Raw genomic sequence first — 22,907 nt, 5'->3', positions numbered from 1 at the left:
GCGCGGATGGCTACTTTCTTATAAAACGTAACGCCATACGGACTTAGGCACTTCGCCGACGTTGAACAAACGACCACCGGAGACCAGCTCCGCACGGCGATGGTCAGCGGCGCGATACATATTAATGATGTCCTGATTATCCGACAGGGTGTAGTTCAGATGGTCAAACAGTTTTTCCAGGCTCTCAAGCGAATTGATCTTGCGAAATTTTAATAAATAGTCCTGAACTGTCATATTAATAAGTTTCCATATAAAAGTGAGTAATACCAGTTAAGGTAATTCGTTCGAATAATAAACGGATTAATAAAGACGTAAACAGCCCACTCAGGTAACGCGACGAAATTAGGAGTTTTCTTTGCTGAAATTCAGGCATCAGACGATGCCTGGAAGAGAAGGTTAACCGTGTTCACCAGGGCTGGCAATAAGTAACTGACATATTATGTCACTCTTTATTGCAGTAACCGGTTACTTAGGTTGAGCGGCGGTGACTGGCTCCGGCGGCTGGTAGTTATCGATATGGCTGGCAACGCCCAGCAAAATGACCGAAACCCCAAGGACAATCCATCCCGCTAATTCAATGATTCGATTAATAATTGACGTCATGATACGTAATTGTACTTTATCCATAAAGACAGGGCGCAAATGTTACAGCGACGTTTCCCTGACGGCAAGGGCTTTGGGAACGGTTCCCTTAAACAAAATCAGTAGGTTAATACTATGTAACAAAAACAATCCGTATAACCTGCTATTTTACGTCATAGGGCACATTATTAATCCGTGGTAATGCCAGGCTAGCCAGTGTGAAATAAGAACGTCATAACAGAGGATGGCACTATGAGTGATAATATCCGCGTTGGGCTTATCGGTTACGGGTACGCGAGCAAAACGTTTCATGCGCCACTGATAGCCGGGACGCCGGGCATGGCGCTGGCGGCGGTATCCAGCAGCGACGCTGCAAAAGTCCATGCCGACTGGCCTTCCGTGCCGGTTGTCTCCGAGCCGAAACATCTTTTCAACGATCCCAATATTGATTTAATCGTTATCCCCACGCCGAACGATACCCACTTTCCGCTGGCAAAGGCCGCGCTGGAAGCCGGGAAACATGTGGTTGTCGATAAACCCTTCACCGTGACACTGTCACAGGCGCGCGAGCTGGATGCGCTGGCAAAGAGTCTGGGCAGGCTGCTGTCGGTGTTTCATAACCGCCGCTGGGACAGCGATTTTCTGACGGTAAAACGGCTTCTCAGTGAAGGCACGTTAGGGGAGATCCTCTTTTTTGAATCCCATTTTGACCGTTTTCGCCCGCAGGTACGAAACCGCTGGCGCGAGCAGGCCGGCCCTGGCAGCGGCATCTGGTATGATTTAGCCCCGCATCTGCTGGATCAGGCCGTCAATCTCTTTGGCCTGCCGGTGAGCATGACGGTCGATCTGGCCCAGCTCAGACCCGGGGCGCAGACAACCGATTACTTCCACGCGGTGCTCAGTTATCCGCAGCGGCGGATTGTGCTGCACGGTACGATGGTCGCGGCTGCAGAATCTGCCCGCTATATTATTCACGGCACGCGCGGCAGCTACGTGAAGTTTGGTCTCGATCCGCAGGAAGACAGGCTGAAAAACGGTGAGCGTCTGCCGCAGGAAGACTGGGGCTATGATATGCGCGACGGCGTCATCACGCGGGTGGAAGGCGAGGAGCTGGTCGAAGAGACCTTGCTGACGATACCGGGTAACTATCCGGCGTATTATGCCGCTATTCGCGATGCGCTAAACGGCACGGGGGAGAACCCGGTTCCGGCCAGCCAGGCGATACAAATTATGGAGCTGATTGAGCTGGGCATCGAATCTGCCAAACATCGCGCCACGCTCTGTCTGGCATAAGTTTTTGACGTTGTTGTAGGCCGGGTAAGGCGTAGCCGCCACCCGGCAAAAGGGTTTACGCGGTTGCCACCTTATCCCGCAGCGCCTGCTTCTCCGCAGGCGTCAGGAAGGCGATCTCCAGCCCGTTAATCTGCGCCTGACGGATCTGCTCGCGGCTCAACCCCGCCTGCGGAGCTGCGATGTTGTACTCGTGGATGATATCCACGCCCTGAACCGCCGGATCGTCCGTATTCAGAGAGGCCAGCACGCCGTGTTCAAGGAACGTTTTCAGCGGGTGCTGCGACAGCGATGCTACGGTGCTGGTCTGAATGTTAGACGTCAGGCACGACTCAATACCGATACGCTGCTCCGCAAGGAAATCCATCAGCGCGCGATCTTCGACCGCCTTCACGCCGTGACCAATACGCTCTGCGCCCAGCTCGCGGATGGCCTGCCAGATGCTTTCCGGGCCAGCCGCTTCACCCGCATGTACGGTAATGTGCCAGCCGGCATCGCGCGCGCGGTTGAAGTGGGAGAGGAACAGGCTACCCGGGAAGCCCAGCTCGTCACCGGCGAGGTCGACGGCGGTGATGGCATCACGATGGGCCAGCAGCGCCTCCAGCTCCTGCAGGCAGGCGGCTTCACCGAACGTACGGCTCATAATGCCGATCAGGCGGGCCTGAACGTCGAAGGTTTTACACCCTTCGCGGACGCCTTCAATGACGGCTTCCACCACGCCTGCAACGGGCAGGTTGTGGGTCATCGCCATATAGCCCGGCGAGAAGCGCAACTCGACGTAGTGCAGGCCGTTGCGGGCGGCATCTTCGATGTTCTCAAACGCCACGCGGCGGCAGGCATCCAGCGACGCCAGCATCTTCACGCCCCAGTCAAGTTTGCTCAGGAAGCTGACCAGGTCTGGTTCATTAGAGGTCACCTGTACGTGAGGGATCAAGGACTCAAGGGTCTGAGCAGGAAGCGTTAAATTGAACTGGCGGCCAAGATCGAGGATGGTTTGGGCACGAATGTTACCGTCAAGGTGACGATGAATATCAGTTAAAGGCAGGCGTGTATCAATCATGGTCGCACTCTTTTCTGGTTAAAGTGCGCCATATTATAAAAACAAAACGGGGTAAAAAGCTATTTGCGCAAGGGAATATTCCGTTGCGCAAGTTAATTACAGGAGCGTGTTAATCCCAGCGATGAGGCGTTGAACCCCTTGCTCCAGCTTGCTGCGCGGGCAGCCCGCATTTAAGCGCACGAAGCCATTTCCCTCTTTCCCGTAGGTATATCCCGGCATGATGGCGACTTTTTGCTGCTCGATCAGCACGTTTTGCAGCGCCCGATCGTCAATGTTCAGTGGGCGCAGATCGATCCAGGCCAGATAGGTCGCGTCCGGTGCCTGCCAGTTCAGTTTCGGAAAAGCGCGGTTTACTTCCTGCGCAATATACGACAAATTCCCTTCGAGATAACCCCGCAGGGCATCCAGCCACGGCTCCCCCTGCTGGTAGGCGGCGATATGCGCCGTCAGCGCCAGCACGGAAGGGGAAGAGAGCCCGTCCCGTCCTTTTAGCGCGCTGAGATAGCCGTTACGACTCTCTACATCGCCGATCAGGCCGTAAGCCCCGGTCAGCGCCGGAATGTTAAAGCTTTTCGAGCCGGAGGTCAGAAGCGCCCATTTGCCCCGCGCTACGGCGTTCCACGGCGTGTGACGATGTTCTCCCCAAACCATGTCCATATGGATTTCATCGCTGATAACCGCCACGTCATAGCGTGCGCACAGTTCCGCCATGTGCGTCAGCTCATCCCGCGTCCAGACCTTGCCGGTCGGGTTCTGCGGGCTGCACAGCAGTAAAATTTTGTTTTCCGGTTTCGCCAGCGCCGCTTCGAGGGCTGCCATATTGCCCTGCCAGCCTGTAGCCTGCTTTTCCATCTCAACCGCCACAACACGACGCGCGTTACCCTCAATGGCTTTATAAAACGCATCGTATGCCGGGGTGTGCACCACCACGCCGTCGCCGGGGGTTGACCAGAGGCGTATCAGTTCAGAGACCATATAGATGACGGATGGACCATAAACCACGTTTTCAGTATCAATCCGGCTGTTAAAACGCTGCTGGAACCAGTGCGCAACGGCGGCGAGAAACTCGTCGTTTTTCCAGCGGCTATAGCCAAATACGCCGTGATGAATGCGCTGCTGCAGCGCGTCGATTATGCAGGGGGCGGTGGCGAAATCCATATCCGAGATGGTGAAGGGCAGCAGATCGTCCGCGCCAAAACGGTCGGCGACGTAGTCCCACTGCGTACACCAGGTGCCGTGTCGATCCACGACGGTGGAGAAATCAAACATGCTTAAATCCTTAACGTAAAACCCCCTCATGGTGAGGGGGCGGAGGCATCAGGCTTCTACTGTTCGCATCAGGGTTGCCAGTTCATCTTTCACTGACTGTACCTGCGGGCCGATAACCACCTGCAAATTGTGCTGATTTAACTGTACCACGCCGATAGCCCGGTTGGCTTTCAGGGCGTTGGTATCTACTTTTGACATATCCGCCACCGACAAACGCAGGCGGGTAATGCAGTTATCCAGCGAGGTGATGTTCTCCGCACCGCCCAGCGCCGCCAGAATGGCAGGGGTGTTGTAGCCGGATTTACCCACGGTACCGGCAACCGCCTGTTCCACGCTGGTGGCCGTATCGGTATCGCGGCCTGGCGTTTTCAGGTTAAAGCGGGTGATGGCGAAGCGGAAGATCCCGTAGTACACCACGAACCAGATTGCCGCCACGACCGGGACCAGATACCACTTGGTGGAGAGGCCGTGCAGGATCCCGAAGACCACGAAGTCAATCACGTTGCCGTCGGTGTTGCCGATGGTGACGCCCAGCACCGCCATCACGGTAAAGCCCAGACCGGTCAGCACAGCGTGAATCAGATACAGTACCGGCGCAACGAACAGGAACAGGAACTCGATAGGCTCGGTGGTCCCGCCCACGACGCAGGCGATCACGCCGGAAATCAGCAGGCCTTTAATTTTATGACGGTTTTCCGGACGTGCGCAGTGGTACATCGCCAGCGCGGCACCCGGCAGGCCGCCGAGGAAGGCAGGCATTTTACCCTGAGACAGGAAGCGGGTGGCGCTTTCAGAGAAACCGTGGGTAGTCGGGCAGCTCAGCTGCGCCTGGAAGATGGTCAGCGCACCGCTCACGTCGTGACCGCACACCTCCATCGTCCCGCCCGCTTCGGTGAAGCGAATCAGGGCCACCAGGATGTGCTGCAGGCCAAACGGCAGGAGCAGACGCTCGCCGGTACCGAAGATCATCGGACCGAAATCTCCCGCGCCGTTGATGATGCGGCCAATGCCGTTGATGCCCATCGCGAAGACCGGCCAGATCAGCGGAATGATCAGACCAAAGAGGCCCATCACCACCAGGGTGATAATCGGTACAAAGCGGGTACCGCCGAAGAAGGCCAGGGCATCCGGCAGACGGATATTGTGGAAGCGCTCGTGCAGCATCCAGATAATCACCCCGGCGATCACCGCCCCGAGGATCCCTGTATCAATAGACTGGATACCAATCACGCTCTGAATGTTGTTAGCTTTCAGCACGGCAGCGTCAGTGGTCGGCAGAATGCCTTTCGCCGTCAGCCAGAAGTTAACCGCGAGGTTCATCACCGCGTAACCCACAAAACCGGCAAACGCCGCGACGCCTTTGTTCTCGCGGGCCAGGCCCAGCGGGATAGCAATACAGAACATCACGGGCAGGAAACTAAACGCGAAGGAGCCGACTTTACTCATCCAGATAAAGATCGCCTGCAGCACGGGGGTGCCGAGGAACGGGATCAGCGTGATGACGTCTTTACTGCTGAGGGAGCTGCCGATACCCAGCATGATCCCGCAGAACGAGAGGAGTGCCACGGGCAGCATAAAGGTTTTACCCAGTTGCTGGAAAAATTCCCACAGCGATATTTTTTGTGCTGCTTTCGCCGTCATAAAACGACTCCTTTATTGTTAAAATCAGTTTGTCTGCTTCAATGCTGCGAGAAGATAAAACGTTTTATCAAAGTTTAGTGCGCGCTAAATCACATTCTCAGGCTTTGACTGGTAGTATAAAGATAACGTATTGATAAAACGTTTTACCGATCTCATTTTTCAGGGAGTCACTCCAGGACATGGCTGTAGCGAAGAAAGTCACCATCAACGATGTCGCGCTGGCGGCGGGGGTTTCCGTCAGCACCGTTTCTCTGGTACTGAGCGGAAAAGGGCGCATCTCTCCCGCGACCGGTCAGCGGGTGAACGAGGCGGTTGAACAGTTGGGCTTTGTGCGTAACCGCCAGGCGTCGGCGTTGCGCGGTGGGCAAAGCGGGGTGATTGGCCTGATTGTTCGTGACCTGACGTCACCGTTCTATGCGGAGTTAACCGCCGGCTTAACCGAAGCGCTTGAAGCGCAGGGGCGGATGGTCTTTCTGCTGCATGGCGGTCGCGAGGCCGATCAGCTGCTTTCCCGGCTCGATATGCTGCTGAACCAGGGGGTGGACGGGGTGATCGTCGCCGGAGCATCGGGCGTGGGCAGTGAACTGTGCGAGCGCGCCGCCGAAAAAGGCGTGCCGCTGGTGTTTGCCTCGCGCGCCAGCTACCTCGACGAAGCCGATACGTTGCGCCCGGATAACATGCAGGCCGCGCAAATGCTGACCGAGCATCTTATTCGTCGTGGGCATCAGCGCATTGCCTGGCTGGGCGGTAAAAGCTCGTCCCTCACCCGCGCCGAGCGGGTCGGCGGCTATTGTGCGACGCTGATTAAATACGGACTGCCGTTCCACAGCGAGTGGGTCGTGGAGTGTGAATCCAGCCAGAAGATGGCGGCGGAAGCGATAGGCGCGCTGCTGCGAAGCAGCCCGACCATCAGCGCTGTCATTTGTTATAACGATGTGATCGCCATGGGCGCCTGGTTTGGCCTGATCCGCGCCGGGCGCCAGAGCGGCGAGGGCGGGGTGGAAACCTTCTTCGGCCACCAGGTGGCGCTGGGGGCGTTCGCCGACGTCGGGGAAAACGCCCTCGACGACCTGCCGATCGTCTGGGCCACCACCCCTGCGCGGGAGATGGGTTACACCCTGGCGGACAGAATCATGCAGCGTATCGACAATACGGATGTACAGGCCGGGCACCAGATTGTGGCGGCGCGGTTAGTGACGGTGAAATAATATCGCCCGTCGGCGCTGCGCTGGCCCGGAATCGTAGGCCGGGTAAGCGTCAGCGCCACCCGACAATAAAAAACCCCTCATGCGAGGGGTTTGACGTTTACTGTTGCGGTGCCGCCGGTTCGGCTGGCGCAGCCGGTTCAGCTGGTTCCGGCATCCCCAGAGCAGGCATACCAAACATGCCTACGAAGTCTTCCAGCGGCATTTTGTCGCCGTTGAGCGTGACCTGGCCGTTGGCGTACTGCAGGCTGGTGGAAATCGTGTTGTTGTCCACCTTCGTGATGCGGAACATCTGGCCCATTGCCGCCAGACCTTTCACCTGCTGGTTCGCCAGCTTGCCGGCATCTTCATCGCCGTAGCCTTCCAGTTTCGCAATCTGGGTCATAAACTCGGTCGCCATATCCATCGGGATGGTCAGCTTGCTGTCGAGCGACTTCACGCTGCGATCCACTTCCTGCGCCAGCGTCTGCGGTTCACCCGTTGCAGTGGCCGGATCTTTCAGGAACAGAGACAGGTTGAAGCTGGTTTCGCCTTTGCTGTTTTTCCAGCTCAGCGGCGCAACGGTGATCACCGGCTCGCCTTTCAGCAGGATCGGCAGGTTGTTGAACAGTACCGCCATCGCCTGCTGCTGGTACACTTCCGGATTCTGCTGCAGTGCGGTATCGGTCAGCAGCGCCTGGCTCTCTTTGCTGTATTTCTGGCTGAATTCGTGCCACGCCTGGCCGTCGATATTGCCGATCTTCAGCGACAGTTTGCCGGTGCCCAGATCCTGATTCTGTACTTTCAGGCTCTTCAGCGTGTAATCCAGCTGGGTATTGATGCTCTTACCGTCTTTGGACACGTCGGATTTTCCGTTCACGTCCATGCCTTCCAGCACGGCCATCTCTTTCCCTTCAACCGCAATGGCAACTTTATCGAGAGACAGTTTCTGATCGCCGATACGCTCTTTGAAATCGGTCATGCGGCTGTTGCCGTCGGCTTTCAGGTTGTTGAAGGTGAGCTGAACTTTTTGATTGTATTCGTTTACGGCGTTGACCAGGCCGCTTTCCGCTTCACCCGTCAGAGAGAACACGTTTCCGTCGCGGTCCGCGTCAAGTTTGAAGTGACCGCCGCTAAAAGCAACTTTCTCATTCTCTTTCTCGTAGTTCAGCGCTTTCAGGGCAATATCAGAACTCGTGTCACCGGCATAGCTGATGCGGGTGTCGATCTCGAAAGGTGAGGTATTTTTGGCCAGGTCGAACAGCGGTTTGGTGACGTCGTTATTCACCAGGACCGTGTGAACGGACGCCATCGACGGGATCAGATTAAAGGACTTCAGCTGCGCCAGCGGGAATGGACCGTGGCTTACCACTTCATCCAGCACCACGCTCTGGCCCGGTTTCAGCCAGCCGTTTTCCGTACCGGCAACCGGCTTCACCACAACCTGCATACGGCTGGTAAACACACCGCGCTCATAGTTCTGGTAGCTCAGCTCAAGGCCCGCTTCCGGCGCGCTGCGCTTAATCTCTCCGTTAGCCTGCGCCACCATCTCAGCCAGACGGCCTTCCAGCTGTTTCCCGGTAAACCAGGAGGCACCCGTCCAGACCACGCCTAACGCTACAATCACTCCTACCGCTACGACCGATTTTTTCATTGCGACTATCCCTAAAATGAAACCAGGCGGTAAAAACCGCCTGGAGATATTAAGCCTGCAACTAGCTTAGCAAGAGTTGTTAAAAAAATCAGTAAGTCCCTAATACCCGTCATACTTCAAGTTGCCTGTGCGTTGGCTTTCCTCGCTCACCCCAGTCACGTACTTATGTACGCTCCTGGGGATTCGCTGCGTCGCCGCCTTCATGCAACTCGAATTATTTAGGGTATAGCTTATTGAAAACGCGCGCCAGACGACCGGTGCCGCTTACGCTGACCGGAGACTCATTGGCTGCAACGAATGCTGACTCACCGGGCTTAAGCACCAGACGCTGTTCGCCTTTGTGCAGCGTCGCTTCGCCTTCCACGCAGAACAGGATCGCCGCGCTCTCCTGAGCGACCGACGTTTCGGCGCTGCTCAGGTCGTGCAGGGAGAAGGCAAAATCGTCCACCGGAATCGGGAAGTCCAGCTCTGCGCCGTTTTTCACCGGCTGAGTCAGCAGCTCTGCGGCAGGTTTCGCCACAAACTTCACGTTGGCAACCAGCTCGGGGATGTCTATGTATTTTGGCGTCAGGCCCGCGCGCAGCACGTTATCGGAGTTGGCCATCACCTCCAGCGCCACGCCCTGAAGGTAGGCGTGCGGGGTTTCCGCGAACAGGAACATTGCTTCACCCGGATTCAGCTTCACCACGTTCAGCAGCAGTGGGGAGAACAGGCCGCTGTCGTCCGGATAGAATTCGGAAATCAGACGGATGGTCTCCCACGGTTCACCTTGCTGGCTGTCCAGAGCGGCTTTCAGCACCGCCAGGGCGTGGGACTTTTCTTCACCCTGCATATTCAGCAGGCTGGCAAACAGCTGGCTCAGCGCGTCGGCATTCGGGTTTTCAAGGAAATGCGCGATAGCGTTATGGGCACCTGCGACAGGTTGCAGCAGGGAGATAATTTCTGAAAACTCGCGGAACGCATTCATCGCCAGGAACGGCGTCAGCGCGAACACCAGTTCCGGCTTGTGGTTAGGATCTTTGTAGTTACGCTCGGCGGCGTCTAACGGAATACCTGCCGCGTTCTCTTTCGCAAAGCCGATTTCAGACGCTTGCTTGTTCGGGTGAACCTGGATGGAGAGCGGCTGGTCGGCGCACAGCACTTTAAACAGGAACGGCAGTTCGCCAAAGCGCTGAGCCACCTTGTCGCCCAGCAGCGCGGCTTTGTTGGCCTCTATTACGTCACGCAGGCTGCGCACCTGGCCGCTGGCGTCTTCAATTTTTGAGCTGCTCTTCGGGTGCGCCCCCATCCACAGTTCTGCCATCGGCAGGTTGTTCGGGTTCGCGATACCGTAGAGATCCGTTAACGCAGTTTTACTTCCCCAGGCGTAGTTCTGCACTGAGTTAATGAGTTTTTGCATTATCAAGCCCTGATTCAATGATGGAATTAACTCCGGGTATTAAAGCAATAAACCACATGGAAGTAACCTGTGGATGTAAAAAGTCGTACTAGTCTCAGTTTTTGTTAAAAAATTGTGTAGGATAAGCTGACTCGCTTTTAAGCCGGGCAGCGGAACATCTGCCCTGAATAAACAGACCGAAGCAGTAAGTGAGAGAACAATGTCGAATAAACCCTTCCATTATCAGGATCCTTTTCCCCTCAGTAAGGATCAGACCGAGTATTACCTGTTAACCCGCGATCACGTCTCCGTCTCTGAGTTTGAAGGACAAGAGATCCTCAAGGTGGATCCGCAGGCGCTGACGCTGCTGGCGCAGCACGCTTTCCACGACGCCTCGTTTATGCTCCGTCCTGCCCATCAGCAGCAGGTTGCCGATATTCTGAGTGACCCGGAAGCCAGCGAAAACGATAAGTACGTTGCCCTGCAGTTCCTGCGTAACTCCGATATCGCGGCGAAAGGCATTCTGCCAACCTGTCAGGATACCGGTACGGCGATCATCGTCGGTAAAAAAGGCCAGCGCGTCTGGACCGGCGGCGGTGATGAAGCCGCGCTGGCGCACGGTGTTTATAACACCTACACCGAAGACAACCTGCGCTATTCGCAAAACGCCGCGCTGGACATGTACAAAGAGGTCAACACCGGCACCAACCTGCCAGCACAGATTGACCTCTACAGCGTCGACGGTGATGAGTACAAATTCCTCTGTATCGCCAAAGGCGGCGGTTCGGCCAACAAAACCTATCTCTATCAGGAAACCAAAGCGTTGCTTACCCCGGGCAAGCTGAAGAACTACCTGGTTGAGAAGATGCGCACCCTCGGCACCGCGGCGTGCCCGCCGTACCATATCGCGTTTGTGATTGGCGGTACCTCGGCGGAAAGCACGCTGAAAACCGTGAAGCTGGCCTCAACCAAATACTACGACGGCCTGCCTACCGAAGGTAACGAGCACGGGCAGGCGTTCCGCGACGTGCAGCTTGAGCAGGAGCTGCTGGAAGAAGCGCGTAACCTGGGCCTCGGCGCGCAGTTTGGCGGCAAATACTTCGCTCACGACGTGCGCGTGATCCGTCTTCCGCGTCACGGCGCTTCCTGCCCGGTCGGGATGGGCGTCTCCTGCTCTGCGGATCGCAACATCAAAGCGAAGATCAACCGCGAAGGCGTGTGGATCGAAAAACTGGAAAACAACCCGGGTAAATACATTCCGGAAGCGCTGCGTAAAGCGGGCGAGGGGGAAGCGGTTCGCGTTGACCTGAACCGTCCGATGAAAGAGATTCTGGCGCAGCTGTCTCAGTATCCGGTTTCGACCCGTCTCTCCCTCAACGGCACGATTATCGTGGGCCGCGATATCGCGCACGCGAAGCTGAAAGAGCGCCTGGACAACGGCGAAGGGCTGCCGCAGTACATTAAAGATCACCCGATCTACTACGCGGGCCCGGCGAAAACGCCTGAAGGCTACGCTTCTGGCTCGTTAGGCCCGACCACGGCAGGCCGTATGGACTCGTACGTCGACCAGCTGCAGGCTAACGGCGGCAGCATGATCATGCTCGCGAAAGGCAACCGTAGCCAGCAGGTGACGGACGCCTGCCACAAGCACGGCGGCTTCTACCTCGGCAGCATCGGCGGCCCGGCTGCGGTTCTGGCGCAGGGCAGCATCAAGAGCCTGGAGTGCGTGGAATACCCGGAACTGGGTATGGAAGCGATCTGGAAAATTGAAGTGGAAGATTTCCCGGCGTTTATCCTCGTGGATGACAAAGGCAACGACTTCTTCAAGCAGATCCAGTCGTCCCAGTGTTCGGCGTGTGTGAAGTAATTCTGTAAATTGCCGGGTGGCGCTGACGCTTACCCGGCCTGGATTCTCGTAGGTCGGGTAAGGCGCAGCCGCCACCCGACACCAAAAAGAGCGCACAAAGCGCCATAACGTTTCTCAGAAGTCATCAATACTTATCCCTTAAGCATGTGAGCAATCCCGACAGTGTTATCAAGGAGAAAGTAATGACAACGGTACGCCATGAGAAAGACTCGATGGGCGCCATCGACGTCCCGGCCGACAAGCTATGGGGCGCGCAAACCCAGCGTTCGCTGGAGCATTTCCGTATCTCGACTGAAAAAATGCCCGTCTCGCTGATTCAGGCGCTGGCCCTCACCAAACGCGCGGCCGCAAAAGTGAACCAGGATTTAGGCCTGCTGGCGGCAGACAAGGCCACCGCCATCATAAATGCCGCCGACGAAGTGCTGGCGGGCAAGCATCCTGACGAATTCCCTCTCGCCATCTGGCAGACCGGTTCCGGCACCCAAAGCAACATGAACATGAACGAAGTGCTGGCGAACCGGGCAAGCGAACTGCTGGGCGGCGTGCGCGGCATGGAGCGTAAGGTTCATCCGAACGATGACGTCAACAAGAGCCAGAGTTCTAACGACGTCTTCCCCACGGCCATGCACGTGGCGGCGGTGATTGCTATTCGCGAACAGCTTATCCCACAGCTTAACGTCCTGAAATCTACGCTCAACGAGAAGGCGCAGGCCTTCCGCGACATCGTCAAAATTGGCCGTACGCACCTGCAGGACGCCACGCCGCTGACGCTCGGCCAGGAGATTTCCGGCTGGGTGGCGATGCTGGAACACAACCTGAAGCACATTGAGAACAGCCTGCCGCACCTGGCGGAGCTGGCGCTCGGCGGCACGGCGGTGGGCACCGGGTTAAACACCCATCCGGAGTATGCGGTGCGTGTGGCGGAGGAGCTTGCGGCCATTACCGGACAGCCGTTCGTCACGGCGCCCAACAAGTTCGAAGCGCTGGCGACCTGCGATGCGCTGGTCCACACTCACGGCGCGCTGAAAGGGCTGGCGGCCTCGCTGATGAAAATCGCCAACGACGTGCGCTGGCTGGCCTCGGGCCCGCGCTGCGGCATCGGTGAAATCAGCATTCCGGAAAACGAGCCGGGCAGCTCCATCATGCCGGGTAAAGTCAACCCGACCCAGTGCGAAGCCATGACCATGCTCTGCTGTCAGGTACTGGGCAACGACGTGGCCGTTAACCTGGGCGGTGCATCCGGCAACTTCGAGCTGAACGTCTATCGTCCGATGATGATCCACAACGTTCTGCAATCGATTCGTCTACTGGCAGACGGCATGGAGAGCTTTAACGAACACTGCGCGGTGGGGATCGAGCCAAACCGCGAGCGCATCAGCCAGCTGTTAAATGAGTCGCTGATGCTGGTGACCGCGCTCAATACCCACATTGGCTACGACAAAGCCGCCGAGATCGCCAAAAAAGCGCATAAGGAGGGGCTGACGCTGAAAGCCTCCGCCCTGGCGCTGGGCTATCTGACGGAGGCGGAGTTCGATGCCTGGGTGCGCCCTGAAGCGATGGTCGGCAGTCTGAAATAATCAACTCGCCACGTACAGGTGCAGCCGCGGAATAATCAGCTGTAGCGGCTGCGCCTGGGGTCGGTAACGGTGCTGGACATTTTCAGCATCGTAATTCAGCAACTCACCAATATCCGGCACGATAGCCCCCTGATCGGCATCATAGAGCGCAATCAGCGGCGTTGGACAGGCATACTGCACCTGTTTTTGCTGGCCGGAATACCAGACGCGGGCGATAGGCTGAACCTTCACCGGGCGCTTAATTTTGAGGCGCGTATCCGCCGGTAGCGAGGCGATGCTGTGGTACTCCTGCTCCAGGCGCTCAATCCACTGCTCACGCGACCACGGCGCGACGGTGCGTGGCGCCTTGAGGCTTTTTTCCAGCTGCGCCAGGATCTCATCCCGGGTGAAGTTTTTAATGATGTGCTTATTCGCCCAGCCGAAGCGCAGCGTGGCGGGGTGGCGCAGTACCGTCAGCGTACGATAGGCATTCAGCGTAATTAACCCCGGAAGCTGACGGTGGACCCATTCAAACCGGGCGGCAGGGGCCAGGCCCGACTCCTCGGTAACGATCTTCTCAAATGCCGCTTTCAGGCTGTTGATATGGGCAATCTGGCTTTCCAGCGCCTCGCGCGATACTGCATCGGTTTGCAGACAGATCACGCCCGGCATCCGCACGGCTGCCTTGCTGCTGCGCTGTTCAGACTGCTGCTGGATAAAAAGATGTCGATAGTGTTTCATCGCCAGCTCCAGTGCGGCCTTGCCGATGTGCTGCTTCACGTCGATGGTGTCCAGCGGATCGTGCTCGGCCCCTTTGACCACCTCGGGCAGGGTAAAGACGCGCGCGGCCAGCAGGCGGCAGGTCTGCAAACGTTCTGTCAGGGTCAGCAGCTCGTGTTCTATTTTCCGAAACGTGCTGTTCAGCCGTTCGATAAGATCGTAGGTCGCCATAAGTACCCTCATTAGTTACAACATACTTATCATATAGCACAGCACGCCGGGTCAGGCCAGCGTGCGGTTGAGGTCAGGCAGGAACGGGAAGGGCGATGTTATGGTACACCGGCCAGCTAAAGCAGAAGCGCGCGCCGCCGAGCTCGCTCTCCTCGCAATGTACCGTGCCGCCCATGGCCTGCGCGATAGAGTAGACAATGGCCAGCCCCAGACCACAGCCTCCGGTGGCGCGATCGCGGCTGGGATCGAGGCGGACAAACGGTTCAAACACGGTTTCGCGCGCCTCCGGCGCAATCCCCGGCCCGTCATCCTCTACCGTCAGGCTGGCCTGATTACCCTGCAAATCCAGCCCAATCTGTAGCGTACTTTCGCTGTAGCGCATGGCGTTGTTCATCAGATTGTCCAGCACGCGTTCCATCAGGCGCATATCGAGTGCGCCGTAGTCACCCGGCGTAACGCGCGTCAACAGCGTACGCTGTGGGTTCACGCTCTGAACGTCGTCAATGTGGGTTTGCAGCCACGCGGGCAGATCCGGCGTGCTGAGGTTCAGTTCGTTTTGCGGGCGATCGAGGCGCGCGTAGGTCAGCAGCTCCTCAATCAGCGCCTCAAGCTGGCCAATGTCGCGGTTAAGCGCCTGAGACTCTGCTTCCGTCAGATTCTCACTCATCTCCAGACGATAGCGCAGGCGCACCAGCGGCGTGCGCAGCTCGTGCGCAATCCCGTCGATGAGCTGTTTCTTACTGGCGATAAGGGCATTGATGTTATCGGCCATCTGGTTAAAGGCCACGCCCAGACGTTCAAAGCTGGAACCGCTGTCGAAGTGGATGCGCTCGGTAAAGTGTCCCTCACCAAAACGCTGCGCGGCGGATTCCAGCTTCAGCATGTCCTGCCAGTGCGGGCGCATCCAGATAAAAACCGGAAACGCCAGCGAAATGGCGATAAAGGCCATTAGCGCCATGTCCAGCAGGCGCATCTGATGCAGATAATAGAGATAGGGCACTGGCCCGACGGCCAGCACGTAATGGCTGCGCGGAATACGCTGAATAAAGGTGTATTTCTCATCCAGCGCGACGATGTCCCCGTCGCGCAGACGCTGCATGGCGGGTGGGTCCAGATCGAAATCTTTCAACGGCTCAATGCGTAAATCGAATGACAGATTGAGATCCAGCTCTTTCAGGGTTTTCGCCCAGTCGTGTGGCGGGATCTCTCTCAGCTCGCTGCGCATCAGATACAGCGAGCTTTTCATCAGGTCGTCCAGAGACTGCCTGCCCGCACGTTCGGCGGTAAATTTATAGACCAGCCCGACCAGCATGGTCATTACCAGGAAGCAGACAAACAGTAAAAGATAAAACTGCACAAACAGCTTTTTCATTGGATCTCACCGAAAAAACGCTATATGCAGAATATACATGAAAACCCTTCGAGTTTTTCACGTCTGTCGAGCGTGTTACATGGCTTTCGCGCTGTTTTTTACCTTGGCGATGAATTTTTCCGTCACGGCCAGGCCTTCCGCAATGTGCGTATCAATCACATCCGTTCCGTATTCGCTGATGAGGTCCAGCAGTATTTCGTAAGACTGGATGAGTTCCAGCAGGTCAAAGAGCGCTTTTTGATCGGTGCGTGAGGGGGAGGCGTGGTTCAGGGTTGCCTGATTAACAATCCACTCAAGATTGGTTTTTATCGCTTCTACCTGACCGTAGCTATACATAATTCATGAGCTTAAATCCTCATTTCAAGATTTATTGGAGAGATGTCGTGAAAGCTTCACGGCGAAAATGAGTAAAACAATCGCAAGAGCGGGGCGAGCTGAAGAAAGGAGAGTCGAGAAGGTAATTATGGAATAGTTCGCGTGCTTAGCAAGTTAATTGTTGCGCAAACGTAAAAATAAACGCCCGAAGAGAAGGCATCGTCGCGCAATGCCTTCATTTCGCACAGGTTATCTTATCCGGCGATCAGGTTTCCCACGCATGTGGGGCAAACAGATAGCCCTTGTTACGCACGGTTTTAATGCGGTAGGGCTCGGTGGCGTTATCCTGCAGTTTTTTGCGCAGACGCGAAATCGCCACGTCAACGCTGCGGTCCATTCCGTCGTAGCTTACGCCACGCAGGTTTTTCAGCAGCGCGTCACGGTCCATGATCTGCCCGGCATGCGTTGCCAGCTCCCACAGCAGGTCAAAATCTGCGGTGGAAAGGGCGATAAGCTCGCCAGAGAGCAGCACCTGACGGTTAATCGGATCAATAGACAGCGTACCGAAGCGCATCGCTTTGTGCGGCGTCAGAGACGGCGCCGGTGCTTCGCGTTCGATGCTGGCGTGCTGGCGTAAATGGAGGCGCAGGCGAGCGAGCAGGACGGCAGGCGGCGTGGTTTTCAGAATGTAATCATTGGCACCCATCTCCAGCGACAAAATATGGTTCATATCGCTGTCCAGTGAGGTGAGCAGGACGATAGGGCCCTCCCAACGGGCGCGCAGGTCCCGGCAGAGCGTCATGCCGTCTTTGCCTGGCAACATAATATCCAGCAATACCAGATCCGGGTTTTCACGGACGACCACCTCTTCGGCACGATCGCCGCGAGGTTCAACAATGACGTCCATATCATGTTTACCCAGATAGGCGGCGATCAGCTGCCCGACTTCGGGTTCGTCTTCAACATAAACAATCTTATTCATACAGCGTCTGTTTTCGTGAAAAAAGCCAACATACACCGTGAAACCTTAACCTTCCATTAATCTTTCAAAATTAACGCCGGTTCCGTTATTCTGGCTGATATTGTGAGTTGATTATTATAGGGAAAACGATGGGGCTGGTGATCAAAGCCGGGCTGGGCGCGCTGGTGGTGTTGCTGATTGGCATGCTGGCGAAAACGAAAAACTACTATATTGCCGGGCTGATCCCTCTCTTCCCGACCTTTGCGCTCATTGCCCACTATATCGTGGCGTCTGAACGCGGTACGGAAGCGTTACGCACGACCATCGTGTTTGGCATGTGGTCAATCATTCCGTATTTTCTCTACCTGCTTTCGCTGTGGTATTTCACCGGTTTTCTGCGTCTCCCACTGGCGCTGAGCGGGGCGGTGGTCTGCTGGGGGCTCAGCGCCTGGCTGTTAATTTTCTTCTGGAGCCGCTTTCACTAACGCAGCGGTCGGCCGCCGTCCACGGCAAAGGTTCTGCCGGTGACGTAGCAACTGGTGAGCAGGTAATCCACGAGGTCGATGACCTCTTTCTCGCCCGGGGCAATTTTCATGAGCGACTTATTCAGCGCCTGCTGGCGATACTCCGCATCATCGTTTTCGTTGAATAAAATCATCGCCGGGGCAATGGCGTTCACCTTCACCTCGGGGGCGAGCTTGCGGGCAAACGAGCGGGTCATGTTATCCAGCGCGGCTTTACTGGCCGCATAGGCGATGTGCTTGTCGCTGCCGCGCTCCACCACATAATCAGTGAAGTGAATGATGTCGCCCGCAGCATGCCCGTGGCCGCGGAGCAGATCCTGCAGAGCATGGTTCAGCAGATAAGGGGTATTAACATGGATCTGTAACATGGCGGCAAGCGTTTCGCTGAGCGAGGTACCGGATTTCTCGGCCTGCCATGCGCTGGCGTTATGGATCACGGCGCGCAGCCCGGCAGTGGTGGATTTCACCTTTTCCGCAAAGGCCAGAATGCCTTCATCGGTTGAAAAATCAGCCTGAATGCAGACCGCCCCGGCTTTGCGTAACCCTTCAATCGACGGGTATTCCGTACGGTAGCTCACAATGACCGGATGGCGAAGGTTGAGAAAGTGATGGGCGAGAGCGAGGCCGATACGGCGGCCTCCACCGGTGATCAGTATGGGGCGAAGCGGTGCATTTCCCATCGTATTCTCCTTTACAGTTCAACAATGGGAAAGGCGATGCTATCCCACTAACATCCAGGTTGCCGGCACGGCAGCAACCAGTAAGAGTCCAATTAATGCCATTTCGCGGCGTTTCAGCGCGTTCTCCAGCTGATGCGTGCGGCGGGCGTAGATAAACACCAGCAGACCCGGTGCGTACAGCACCACCGACAGCAGCAGATGCATAGGTCCGGAAGCATACAACAACCACAGGCCGTAAATACAGGCTCCGACACCCACGACATAATGCGCGGGACGAGTGGCAATTTTTAACAAATACGCCCCCACTAAGAAATAGGGTACCAGAATCATCTCCGAGGCGATGGTCAGCAGCGTGTTATAGTCTGAACCTGTGAGCCAGATCAGCACCAGGCAGATCTGAACGCTGATGTTGGTCAGCCAGAGTGAGGCAGACGGCGCGCTGTTTTTGTTTTGACGCGCAAACAGCCGTGGGAACGCTTTGTGCGTAGAGGCCAGGAAGGGCACTTCAGCCGCCATGATGGTCCAGCTCAGGTAGGCTCCGCAGACGGAGATAATAAGACCCGCCGCAATCACCACGTCGCCCCAGGGGCCGAGCATTTTCACCATCAGGCCCGCCATTGACGGGTTACGCATTTCAGCCAGTTCAGGACGCGCCACCACGCCCAGCGACAGCAGCGTGACCAGCAGATAGACCCCGAGCGCAGCCAGTACGGCCAGCAGCGTGGCGCGGCCTACATCGCGTTTATTTCGGGCGCGGGCAGAAACCACAACCGCGCCTTCAACGCCGATGAATACCCACAGGGTAATCAGCATCGTGTTTTTCACCTGCTCCCAGACGGGGACGCCCAGCGCAACGCCGCTGAAATCGAGCTTAAACACGTCGAGACGGAACGCAATGAAGGCCAGAACGATAAACAGGCCGAGCGGAACCAGCTTCGCGAGCGTCGCCACCAGGTTAATGCTGGCGGCCGTTTGTACGCCACGCAGCACCAGCCAGTGGACGAACCACAGTAATACCGAAGCGCCCACAATAGACTGCCAGGTATTCCCGTCGCCAAAGAGGCGCAATTCAGGCGTATCGGTAAAGAAACTGAGCGCCGAGAAGACAATCACCAGATAGGAGACGTTGGCGATAACCGCACACAGCCAGTATCCCCATGCGGAACAGAAGCCAATCAGCTCGCCGAAGCCTTCACGGGCATAGGTGAAAATGCCGCCGTCCAGGTCCGGGCGAATGCGGGTCAGCAGCAGCATGGCGAAGGCCAGCAGCAATATTCCGACTCCCGTAATGCCCCAGCCAATGATGAGCGCAGACGGGCTGGCGACGGCCGCCATATTTTGCGGCAAACTGAATACGCCCGCACCCAGCATTGAGCTTAAAACGAGTGCAGTCAGAGCACTCAGGCCAAGTTTCTTTTCCATTGGCTTCCTGTTATGAAAGGTCAAAATCCAGAATAATTATTTCGCTCAGGCGCATAAAAATGGTGGATCACACTAAGGCGCGGGATTTTACGGAGTGTAACGAAAGCATGCAATGACGTGTGGCAGAAATTCAAAAAAAGTAACAAAAAAGGCGGCATTGCGCCGCCTTTCTTAAACGATTTTGTTACTTGTACAGATCGGCGCTGATGGTCACGTTGTTACCACGTTCCTGCCACTGGCGGGTAATGTGGTAGAACTTCGCCCCTTTCTTCGCCGCACGCTTCGCGACCTGGTAAGAGACTTCCGTCATGTTGCCGTAGTTGCCGGTAAATTTGATGCTGTCGAATGGCACCATCTGCGCGGCAGTGGCATTGTTCAGCTCTTCAACTTTGGTACCGTCTGGCAGCGTAACCGAATAACGGCCACCTTTCGTGGACTGCGTTTCAAAGAAACGGCCCACTTCAGCGCTTGGCGCAGCCGTCGTTGCGACGCCTGGGATTTCCACTTTCTTCGCTTCTTCGCCACCTTTCGCTATCGCCGCGCGACCGGCTTCTGAGTTCGCCGGAATCGCATCCGGGCTCTGCAGAACACGTTTTTTCGCATCTTCTTTATAGATGAACGCGGTAATACGCTGGTTGCCGCCCTGGTTAGCATCGACCTGACGCACGATGTAGAACGAGTAGGCCCCTTTCTCTTTCGCGGCTTTGGTGATGGCATCGTTCACTTCAGGCTGGCTGCGGTAGAAGCCCTGAACGGTGACGGTGTCGTACGGTTCCAGCGCAATTGCCTGATCTTTCGGCAGTTCAACAACACCGTTGATCACGCGATTTTTCGGTGCGTCAGCTTTTGGCGCGTTGTCTTTATACAGCGCAATAGTCACGCGCTGGTTACCGCTGTTGCCGTTATCAGACTGGTCAACAACATAAAACGAGGCTGCCCCGTTTTTATCAGCGGCCTTTGATGCAGCGGCGACGGCGTCGCCAATAGAATTATAACGACCCACAATGACCTTATGGTCAAAAGGTTTTAACGCTGCCGCTTGCTCCGGCGTTAACTCTGTTGCGGCATTCGCAGACAGGGCGGTCGCGGAGAGAAGTGCGGACGCCAGGAGTGTGTTCTTAAGCTTCATAAAAATGATCCTTCGCCTTGCGCAAACCATGTACTGGTATTGTTGTTAATTTGAGACGGTCCCGATTATGGCATTTAAAACCCGTCGCTGTCTGCGCCATTTTTCACTGCCTGTGCTCACTGAATCACCTTATTCGATAACATTTAGTGATATGTTGAAAAAACACGCGTTTGACAAGTAAAACTGATAAAGCTTATGACTTTTACAAGTTAATTTAATGTTAATAAGTTGTTCTCTTATGGCGCTATATCATGTTTTTACCGCTTCGCTTGCGCGAATTATCGGTTCTGGCGATGAATTTAAGGTAAATATCACTGTCAGTGACGCCGATCGCTTATTTTTCACAGATAAAGTAAGAAATAGTGTTTTCTGGCGGTAGATCACGGCCGGTATTTTCAGTAGGTTATAGACAGTTTGTTACTGTTTTATTTTCCGGGGTGAATTGTGTCTCATTGCTTGTGTGATGGCGAAAAATGATACAAACCGCGGGCATTTATCGATAAACCATCATCAAAAACCGATGGAAGGGAAAACTATGCGTATTGGGGTACCAAAAGAACGGTTAGCCAATGAAACCCGCGTAGCGGCAACACCGAAAACGGTGGAGCAACTGCTTAAGCTGGGTTTTACCGTCGCGGTTGAAAGCGGCGCAGGCAAACTGGCGAGTTTCGATGACGAGGCCTTTATCCAGGCTGGCGCGGAAGTGGTGGACGGTGCCGACGTATGGCAGTCGCCGGTAATTCTGAAGGTCAATGCACCGGAAGAGAGTGAGATAGCGCTGCTGAATCCGGGCACCACGCTGGTGAGCTTTATCTGGCCTGCGCAAAATCCTGAGCTGATGGAAAAACTGGCCGCGCGCGGCGTTACCGTCATGGCGATGGACTCCGTGCCGCGTATTTCGCGCGCCCAGTCGCTGGACGCCTTAAGTTCAATGGCAAACATTGCGGGCTACCGCGCCATCGTTGAAGCGGCCCACGAATTTGGACGCTTCTTTACCGGTCAGATCACCGCGGCGGGTAAAGTCCCTCCGGCGAAGGTGATGGTGATTGGCGCGGGCGTGGCGGGACTTGCCGCCATCGGTGCGGCAAACAGCCTGGGCGCTATCGTGCGCGCGTTCGATACCCGTCCTGAAGTGAAGGAGCAGGTCCAGAGTATGGGCGCCGAATTCCTTGAGCTGGACTTCAAGGAAGAAGCGGGCAGCGGTGATGGTTACGCGAAGGTGATGTCGGAAGCCTTTATCAAAGCCGAAATGGAACTTTTCGCTGCGCAGGCGAAAGATGTCGACATCATTGTCACCACCGCGCTTATCCCGGGTAAACCGGCGCCGAAGCTGATTACCCGTGAGATGGTTGACTCCATGAAGCCGGGCAGCGTGATTGTCGACCTGGCTGCGCAAAACGGCGGCAACTGTGAATATACCGTAGCGAATCAGGTGACCACGACCGCGAACGGCGTGAAGGTGATCGGCTATACCGATCTGCCGGGTCGCCTGCCGACGCAATCGTCTCAGCTGTACGGCACCAACCTCGTCAACCTGCTGAAGCTGCTTTGCAAAGAGAAAGACGGCAACATCACCGTCGATTTTGACGATGTGGTGGTGCGCGGTGTGACCGTGGTGCGTGAAGGTGAAATTACCTGGCCTGCGCCGCCGATTCAGGTTTCGGCCCAGCCTCAGGCAGCGCCTAAAGCGGCGCCTGAACCAAAAGAACCTGCCAAACCGGCTTCCCCTTGGCGCAAATACGCGATCATGGCGCTGGTGATTATTCTCTTCGGCTGGCTGGCTGACGTCGCGCCGAAAGAGTTCCTCGGCCACTTTACCGTCTTCGCGCTCTCCTGCGTCGTGGGCTACTACGTGGTGTGGAACGTCTCCCATGCGCTGCATACACCGCTGATGTCGGTAACCAACGCCATCTCCGGGATCATCGTGGTGGGGGCGTTACTGCAGATTGGCCACGGCGGCTGGATCAGCTTCCTGAGCTTTATCGCGGTGCTGATCGCCAGTATCAATATTTTCGGTGGTTTCACCGTGACTCAGCGCATGCTGAAAATGTTTCGTAAAGGCTAAGGGGTAG

At 56.1% G+C, this 22,907-nt stretch carries 20 protein-coding genes; 6 read left to right on the top strand and 14 right to left on the bottom strand.

The window, feature by feature from the left end; all coding sequences use genetic code 11:
• Positions 1-18 precede the first annotated feature (18 nt).
• Together ydgT and blr are read right to left on the bottom strand one after the other, a co-directional pair.
• Entirely contained in the window at positions 19-234 is a 216-nt protein-coding gene (ydgT, locus tag ACMGGE_RS06995; RefSeq protein ID WP_013096896.1) for a transcription modulator YdgT, read from the bottom strand.
• A gap of 231 nt (positions 235-465) precedes the next feature.
• The gene (blr, locus tag ACMGGE_RS06990) at positions 466-591 is read right to left on the bottom strand and encodes a division septum protein Blr (RefSeq protein ID WP_196364997.1); all 126 of its coding nucleotides are present in this window, start codon (positions 589-591) and stop codon (positions 466-468) included.
• Positions 592-834: 243 nt separating this feature from the next.
• On the opposite strand from blr, the gene ACMGGE_RS06985 reads away from it, so the two are divergent.
• Entirely contained in the window at positions 835-1,875 is a 1,041-nt protein-coding gene (locus tag ACMGGE_RS06985; protein WP_420293577.1) for an oxidoreductase, read from the top strand.
• A gap of 55 nt (positions 1,876-1,930) precedes the next feature.
• On the opposite strand, the gene add is transcribed toward ACMGGE_RS06985, so the two are convergent.
• The 3 genes from add to malX form a co-directional block, all read right to left on the bottom strand.
• A complete protein-coding gene (gene add, locus ACMGGE_RS06980; RefSeq protein WP_023343982.1) occupies positions 1,931-2,932 on the bottom strand; it encodes an adenosine deaminase in 1,002 nt (333 codons plus the stop codon).
• A gap of 96 nt (positions 2,933-3,028) precedes the next feature.
• Positions 3,029-4,201: a MalY/PatB family protein gene (locus ACMGGE_RS06975; RefSeq protein WP_420293576.1), complete on the bottom strand. Its 1,173-nt coding sequence runs from the start codon at positions 4,199-4,201 to the stop codon at positions 3,029-3,031.
• Between the two features lie 48 nt (positions 4,202-4,249).
• Positions 4,250-5,842, bottom strand: coding sequence for a maltose/glucose-specific PTS transporter subunit IIBC (gene malX / locus ACMGGE_RS06970; protein WP_024909342.1), 1,593 nt, complete (start codon positions 5,840-5,842; stop codon positions 4,250-4,252).
• Positions 5,843-6,021: 179 nt separating this feature from the next.
• Between malX and ACMGGE_RS06965 the strand changes: the two genes are divergently transcribed.
• On the top strand, positions 6,022-7,050 hold the full coding sequence (locus ACMGGE_RS06965; RefSeq protein ID WP_021241148.1) for a Mal regulon transcriptional regulator MalI: 1,029 nt from the start codon (positions 6,022-6,024) through the stop codon (positions 7,048-7,050).
• Positions 7,051-7,147: 97 nt separating this feature from the next.
• On the opposite strand, the gene ACMGGE_RS06960 is transcribed toward ACMGGE_RS06965, so the two are convergent.
• Both ACMGGE_RS06960 and manA read right to left on the bottom strand, forming a co-directional pair.
• Entirely contained in the window at positions 7,148-8,680 is a 1,533-nt protein-coding gene (locus ACMGGE_RS06960) for a YdgA family protein (protein WP_045910341.1), read from the bottom strand.
• Between the two features lie 214 nt (positions 8,681-8,894).
• Positions 8,895-10,079 carry a mannose-6-phosphate isomerase gene (gene manA, locus ACMGGE_RS06955; RefSeq protein ID WP_262796142.1) on the bottom strand — a complete coding sequence of 395 codons (1,185 nt, stop codon included), beginning with the start codon at positions 10,077-10,079 and terminating at the stop codon, positions 8,895-8,897.
• Positions 10,080-10,278: 199 nt separating this feature from the next.
• On the opposite strand from manA, the gene fumA reads away from it, so the two are divergent.
• Positions 10,279-11,925, top strand: a complete 1,647-nt coding sequence (gene fumA / locus ACMGGE_RS06950) for a class I fumarate hydratase FumA (RefSeq protein ID WP_028012930.1) — start codon at positions 10,279-10,281, stop codon at positions 11,923-11,925.
• A 182-nt stretch (positions 11,926-12,107) separates the two neighbouring features.
• Entirely contained in the window at positions 12,108-13,502 is a 1,395-nt protein-coding gene (gene fumC, locus ACMGGE_RS06945) for a class II fumarate hydratase (RefSeq protein WP_111966816.1), read from the top strand.
• Here the strand turns inward: fumC and tus are convergent, their stop codons facing one another.
• The 4 genes from tus to rstA all read right to left on the bottom strand — a co-directional run bounded on the left by tus (position 13,503) and on the right by rstA (position 17,101).
• Positions 13,503-14,432, bottom strand: coding sequence for a DNA replication terminus site-binding protein (gene tus / locus ACMGGE_RS06940; RefSeq protein ID WP_420293575.1), 930 nt, complete (start codon positions 14,430-14,432; stop codon positions 13,503-13,505).
• Between the two features lie 73 nt (positions 14,433-14,505).
• Entirely contained in the window at positions 14,506-15,804 is a 1,299-nt protein-coding gene (rstB, locus tag ACMGGE_RS06935; protein WP_045910344.1) for a two-component system sensor histidine kinase RstB, read from the bottom strand.
• 75 nt (positions 15,805-15,879) lie between these two features.
• Complete coding sequence (locus tag ACMGGE_RS06930) at positions 15,880-16,140, bottom strand: hypothetical protein (RefSeq protein ID WP_045910345.1); 261 nt, start codon at positions 16,138-16,140, stop codon at positions 15,880-15,882.
• A 244-nt stretch (positions 16,141-16,384) separates the two neighbouring features.
• Positions 16,385-17,101: a two-component system response regulator RstA gene (gene rstA / locus ACMGGE_RS06925; protein WP_021241154.1), complete on the bottom strand. Its 717-nt coding sequence runs from the start codon at positions 17,099-17,101 to the stop codon at positions 16,385-16,387.
• 128 nt (positions 17,102-17,229) lie between these two features.
• On the opposite strand from rstA, the gene ACMGGE_RS06920 reads away from it, so the two are divergent.
• Positions 17,230-17,565, top strand: a complete 336-nt coding sequence (locus ACMGGE_RS06920; protein ID WP_045910346.1) for a GlpM family protein — start codon at positions 17,230-17,232, stop codon at positions 17,563-17,565.
• Here the strand turns inward: ACMGGE_RS06920 and folM are convergent.
• From folM to ydgH, 3 genes are all read right to left on the bottom strand, one after another.
• Entirely contained in the window at positions 17,562-18,284 is a 723-nt protein-coding gene (gene folM / locus ACMGGE_RS06915; protein ID WP_045910347.1) for a dihydromonapterin reductase, read from the bottom strand. The two genes, ACMGGE_RS06920 and folM, sit on opposite strands and share 4 nt — an antisense overlap.
• 39 nt (positions 18,285-18,323) lie before the next feature.
• On the bottom strand, positions 18,324-19,706 hold the full coding sequence (locus ACMGGE_RS06910; protein WP_045910348.1) for an amino acid permease: 1,383 nt from the start codon (positions 19,704-19,706) through the stop codon (positions 18,324-18,326).
• Positions 19,707-19,890: 184 nt separating this feature from the next.
• Complete coding sequence (gene ydgH, locus ACMGGE_RS06905; protein ID WP_048030717.1) at positions 19,891-20,835, bottom strand: DUF1471 family protein YdgH; 945 nt, start codon at positions 20,833-20,835, stop codon at positions 19,891-19,893.
• A 535-nt stretch (positions 20,836-21,370) separates the two neighbouring features.
• Here ydgH and pntA point away from each other — a divergent pair.
• The gene (gene pntA / locus ACMGGE_RS06900; protein WP_008500544.1) at positions 21,371-22,900 is read left to right on the top strand and encodes a Re/Si-specific NAD(P)(+) transhydrogenase subunit alpha; all 1,530 of its coding nucleotides are present in this window, start codon (positions 21,371-21,373) and stop codon (positions 22,898-22,900) included.
• The last annotated feature ends 7 nt before the right edge of the window (positions 22,901-22,907 follow it).

Source organism: Enterobacter sp. BNK-22, assembly GCF_048684805.1.
Classification (GTDB): Bacteria; Pseudomonadota; Gammaproteobacteria; order Enterobacterales; family Enterobacteriaceae; genus Enterobacter; species Enterobacter quasiroggenkampii.
This window is presented reverse-complemented; position numbering and strand designations above follow the sequence as displayed.

Bases quoted from the DNA above. Each gene is read 5' to 3' on its own strand.
- rstB (WP_045910344.1), bottom strand. From the start codon at position 15,804: ATGAAAAAGCTGTTTGTGCAGTTTTATCTTTTACTGTTTGTCTGCTTC.
- malX (WP_024909342.1), bottom strand. From the start codon at position 5,842: ATGACGGCGAAAGCAGCACAAAAAATATCGCTGTGGGAATTTTTCCAG.
- add (WP_023343982.1), bottom strand. From the start codon at position 2,932: ATGATTGATACACGCCTGCCTTTAACTGATATTCATCGTCACCTTGAC.
- folM (WP_045910347.1), bottom strand. From the start codon at position 18,284: ATGGGAAATGCACCGCTTCGCCCCATACTGATCACCGGTGGAGGCCGC.
- rstA (WP_021241154.1), bottom strand. From the start codon at position 17,101: ATGAATAAGATTGTTTATGTTGAAGACGAACCCGAAGTCGGGCAGCTG.
- tus (WP_420293575.1), bottom strand. From the start codon at position 14,432: ATGGCGACCTACGATCTTATCGAACGGCTGAACAGCACGTTTCGGAAA.
- ACMGGE_RS06920 (WP_045910346.1), top strand. From the start codon at position 17,230: ATGGGGCTGGTGATCAAAGCCGGGCTGGGCGCGCTGGTGGTGTTGCTG.
- pntA (WP_008500544.1), top strand. From the start codon at position 21,371: ATGCGTATTGGGGTACCAAAAGAACGGTTAGCCAATGAAACCCGCGTA.
- ACMGGE_RS06975 (WP_420293576.1), bottom strand. From the start codon at position 4,201: ATGTTTGATTTCTCCACCGTCGTGGATCGACACGGCACCTGGTGTACG.
- ACMGGE_RS06965 (WP_021241148.1), top strand. From the start codon at position 6,022: ATGGCTGTAGCGAAGAAAGTCACCATCAACGATGTCGCGCTGGCGGCG.
- ACMGGE_RS06985 (WP_420293577.1), top strand. From the start codon at position 835: ATGAGTGATAATATCCGCGTTGGGCTTATCGGTTACGGGTACGCGAGC.
- ydgT (WP_013096896.1), bottom strand. From the start codon at position 234: ATGACAGTTCAGGACTATTTATTAAAATTTCGCAAGATCAATTCGCTT.
- manA (WP_262796142.1), bottom strand. From the start codon at position 10,079: ATGCAAAAACTCATTAACTCAGTGCAGAACTACGCCTGGGGAAGTAAA.
- ACMGGE_RS06910 (WP_045910348.1), bottom strand. From the start codon at position 19,706: ATGGAAAAGAAACTTGGCCTGAGTGCTCTGACTGCACTCGTTTTAAGC.
- ACMGGE_RS06960 (WP_045910341.1), bottom strand. From the start codon at position 8,680: ATGAAAAAATCGGTCGTAGCGGTAGGAGTGATTGTAGCGTTAGGCGTG.
- fumC (WP_111966816.1), top strand. From the start codon at position 12,108: ATGACAACGGTACGCCATGAGAAAGACTCGATGGGCGCCATCGACGTC.
- fumA (WP_028012930.1), top strand. From the start codon at position 10,279: ATGTCGAATAAACCCTTCCATTATCAGGATCCTTTTCCCCTCAGTAAG.
- ydgH (WP_048030717.1), bottom strand. From the start codon at position 20,835: ATGAAGCTTAAGAACACACTCCTGGCGTCCGCACTTCTCTCCGCGACC.
- ACMGGE_RS06930 (WP_045910345.1), bottom strand. From the start codon at position 16,140: ATGTATAGCTACGGTCAGGTAGAAGCGATAAAAACCAATCTTGAGTGG.